General features: G+C 65.8%; 1 protein-coding gene. It reads right to left on the bottom strand.

Annotated elements, in window-relative coordinates; translation table 11 throughout:
- Window positions 1-6: 6 nt before the first annotated feature.
- The coding region (locus TNMX_RS11145; RefSeq protein ID WP_038032272.1) for a transposase at window positions 7-532 on the bottom strand (526 nt) is incomplete at its 5' end.

The following is a 532-nucleotide window of genomic DNA, read 5'->3' as shown; positions in this document are numbered from 1 at the left end:
AGGGCTTTACCCAAAACTCCTTCCTCGCCCTCCCTTAGCCTGCTTCAAGAGTTCTTGGGTGACTTCATAGTTGAGCAGGCGAACCAGGCCCCTCAGGAGCAGGTACGGACCATCCCTCTCGCTGGGCAGCCCCAGCTTGCCCCCGAGCTGCAAAAGAAACCCCTTGAACGGATCCCCCAACCGCTCAACTTCCCAAAGGAACACCGCCAGCCCCAGCAAAACCGCCACCACCTTCCGGATCCGGGCAAGCCCCCGCACCTGGAAGGTCTCAAGCCCCAGCCCCGTCTTCAAAAGCCGGAAGAACCGCTCCACCTCCCACCGCCTGCGGTACGCCTCCACCACCTGCGCCGCCTCCTCCCTCCCCCTCACCGGCAAGCTGGTCAGTAGCCACCACTCCCCACGCCGCCCCAGGGCTGGCACCCGGCAGACCACCAGGTGGAGCCGCCTCCCCTCCACCTCCACCTCCCTCCATCCGAAGTGGAGCCGCACCCGCTGGTACCTGCCCCCTACCCTCAGCTCCACCTCCTCCCCA

This window comes from Thermus sp. NMX2.A1 (genome assembly GCF_000511705.1).
GTDB classification, from domain to species: Bacteria; Deinococcota; Deinococci; order Deinococcales; family Thermaceae; genus Thermus; species Thermus scotoductus.
This window is presented reverse-complemented; position numbering and strand designations above follow the sequence as displayed.